The sequence below is a fragment of the Bradyrhizobium sp. genome (assembly GCF_030693485.1).
Classification (GTDB): Bacteria; Pseudomonadota; Alphaproteobacteria; order Rhizobiales; family Xanthobacteraceae; genus Bradyrhizobium.
The window spans coordinates 1-2,803 of sequence record NZ_JAUYAN010000018.1; the positions used below are offsets into that span (position 1 = coordinate 1).

General features: G+C 62.8%; 4 protein-coding genes. 2 read left to right on the forward strand and 2 right to left on the reverse strand.

What is annotated here, in order from left to right; translation table 11 throughout:
• A partial coding sequence (locus Q8N40_RS01695) for an ABC transporter substrate-binding protein (RefSeq protein ID WP_305710574.1) occupies nt 1–1,021 on the reverse strand: 1,021 nt, incomplete at its 3' end.
• Nucleotides 1,022–1,147: 126 nt separating this feature from the next.
• On the opposite strand from Q8N40_RS01695, the gene Q8N40_RS01700 reads away from it, so the two are divergent.
• Entirely contained in the window at nt 1,148–1,984 is an 837-nt protein-coding gene (locus Q8N40_RS01700) for a creatininase family protein (RefSeq protein ID WP_305710575.1), read from the forward strand.
• Between the two features lie 120 nt (nt 1,985–2,104).
• Entirely contained in the window at nt 2,105–2,362 is a 258-nt protein-coding gene (locus tag Q8N40_RS01705; RefSeq protein ID WP_305710576.1) for a hypothetical protein, read from the forward strand.
• Nucleotides 2,363–2,522: 160 nt separating this feature from the next.
• On the opposite strand, the gene Q8N40_RS01710 is transcribed toward Q8N40_RS01705, so the two are convergent.
• A partial coding sequence (locus tag Q8N40_RS01710; protein WP_305710577.1) for a hypothetical protein occupies nt 2,523–2,803 on the reverse strand: 281 nt, incomplete at its 5' end.

The following is a 2,803-nucleotide window of genomic DNA, read 5'->3' on the forward strand; positions in this document are numbered from 1 at the left end:
ACTGATTCTTGGGCCGCAGATCGAGGCCGACGCCCTTGTTGATGAAGCGAAGCGTGTAGGCCTTGCGGAAGTCGATGTCGCGGCGCACCACGCCGGCCCGCGCCATCTTGTCGAAGAAGCTGCCGACCCGCGCATCGCTCATGGCGCCGATGCCGTCCTTCGGCGCGTCGCCGGAATCGACGATGCCGTATTCCTTCATCTTGGCGACGGAATAGGCGATCAACTCGTCGGTCATTTCCGGATTGAGCTTCTTGATCATGGCGTTGCCGGGCGCGTTGTCGCCGTACAGATAAGTGTACCAGCCGATGATGGAGGCATCGACGAAGCGCTGTACCAGATCCGGCTTCCTGTCGACGATGTCGCGGCGCGTCTCGATCAGGGTCGAATAGGCGCTGTAGCCGTAATCCGCCAGCAGGATGATCCCGGGCTTGAATTTGGCGGCCTTCTCGACCGCGTAGGGCTCCGAGGTAACGTAGCCCTGCATCGCGCTCATTCGGTTGGCGATGAATGGCTGCGAGTTGAAGGTGTAGGGCCTGACCTTGCCTTCGCTGAAACCATATTCGGACTTCAGCCATTGAAAATAGCTCGTTATCCCCTCCTTGGAGACGAACAGCGTCAGCGGCTTGAGGTCTTCGAGCTTGGCCACCTTCGAATCCGCATGGGTGAGGAACACCTGCGGATCCTTCTGGAAGATGGCGGCGACCGCGACCACGGGCACGTTGTTGGCGACCGCATCGAACGACATCAGCGTGTTCGCGGTCATGAAGAAGTCGATCTTGCCGGAGATCAGCAGCATGCGGTTGTTGTCGTTGGGACCGCCGGGCACGATGGTGACGTCGAGCCCGTATTTACGGTAGGTGCCGTCAGCCGCAGCCTGGAAGAATCCGCCTTGCTCGGCCTGCGCCACCCAGTTGGTTCCAAACGAGACCTTGTCCAGCGTCTGGGCCGTCGCCGGCGCGCTCGCCGCAGTGAGGGCCAGCAGGACTACGGTTAACGCTCGCGGCAAAAAGGCCGGCTTCATGGTTGGACTCCGTCGATCGTTCTGGCCCATGATGGGAGGCAACGGACGTCGTTACGCCCCTGGATAACTCTTGCAAACTACCCTGCAAACTACCTTGCAAATCGACCTAAAGAAACGCCTCACTCGATGACTTCCCTGCTTCCGCCACGCGACTGGGCCGAGATCGACTGGCAATCGATTTCCAGCGCCGATGCGGCGCGTTGGATCGCGGTGCTGCCGCTGGCGGCGACCGAGCAGCATGGCCCGCATTTGCCTCTCGAGACCGACGTCATGATCGGGGAGGCCTATCTGGCCCGGGTGCGCGAGCTATTGCCGCCAGGCGTTCCCGCGACGTTCCTGCCGGTGCAGCCGGTCGGGATTTCCACCGAACACATCCACTATCCCGGCACGCTGACGCTGCCGACCGAGGTGGCGCTGAAGGCCTGGATGGGGCTCGGCGAGAGCGTCGCGCGCGCCGGCATCAGGAAACTGGTGATGGTCACCAGCCACGGCGGCAATAGTGCCGCGATGAGCCTCGTCGCGCAGGATCTGCGCGCACATCACGGGCTGCTCGCGGTGACCACGAGCTGGTCGCGCTTCGGCACGCCGGAGGGATTGTTCCCGGCGGAAGAGCTGCGCCACGGCATCCATGGCGGCGCGGTCGAGACTTCGATCATGCTGGCGCGCTATCCACAGCATGTGCGCAACGACGCGATCGCCGATTTTCGGCCCCGCAGCATCGCGATGGAAAAGCAATACCGCTGGCTGTCGGCGCACCGGCCGGTGCCGTTCGCCTGGCAGGCCCAGGACCTGCATCCCAGCGGTGCGGCCGGCAATGCCACGCTGGCCACGGCGGAGAAGGGCGAACGCTTGCTCGATCACGGCGCGCAGGCCTTCTGCGAATTGCTGGCCGATGTCGACCGATTCGACCCCGCGACGCTGTCTAGCGCACCTCAGAGCAATACGTCGTATAACATATTGTAATTACTATGTAATTATCATTACATCGAATTAATGAGTGGCCACTCGAACCGGATTTGAGGACCCTCCGTCCAACTGACATGCGGACCACAACGGCGCCGCGCTCAACCGGATGGAGTTTCCATGTCGATCAAGACCAAAATTGCTGCCCTCGCTCTTGCCGCGCTTGCCGTCACCGGCGGCATCGCTTCCACCACCACCGAGGCCCAGGCCGGCCCGAAATGGGTTGGACCCGCCATCTTCGGCGCCGCCGTCATCGGCACTGCGATCGCGGCTTCGAGCTCCGGCTATTACCACGACGACTATCGCCGCTGCGGCTTCGTTCGCCAGTTCGACGCCTACGGCAACTACATGGGCCGCATTCGCACCTGCAATTACTGATCGACCGAACTGGAGCGGCGTATTCCGCCGCTCTGACCGTGGATACTGCGTCCGGCACGGGCGCCTCATCCACCCCGTGTCGCACCCGACCCGCCCGGTTGTCCCCCCGGGCGGGTCAACTTTTTGGCGGGCCGGTTCGGCTCGCCGTGTTGCCCCCTTGTCACGGAACCGTGGTATTCGGCGCCAGCGGCTCTGTTTGATCCGGTTTTCGGCGGGAAACACTGGCCTCCCTGACCAGCGCGACGGATAAGAGTCCTTGCAGACTGCAGAAGATGGAATTTGCCTTGTGAGGCTGATGGCGCGCGGCTTGGGGTGGGGACTTTTGGCTGCGGGCGCGGCGGTTTTGGTTGCGAGTCATTCCTTTGCGCAGCAGGACACCGAAGCTCCCCTCGCCGATCTCGATGCCCGGAAAGGCGTGGCGCCCCCGCTGTCGATTGCCAG

What these genes read in the sequence shown, in the direction of transcription:
- Q8N40_RS01700 (WP_305710575.1), top strand. Translation starts at nt 1,148, where the DNA reads ATGACTTCCCTGCTTCCGCCACGCGACTGGGCCGAGATCGACTGGCAA.
- Q8N40_RS01705 (WP_305710576.1), top strand. Translation starts at nt 2,105, where the DNA reads ATGTCGATCAAGACCAAAATTGCTGCCCTCGCTCTTGCCGCGCTTGCC.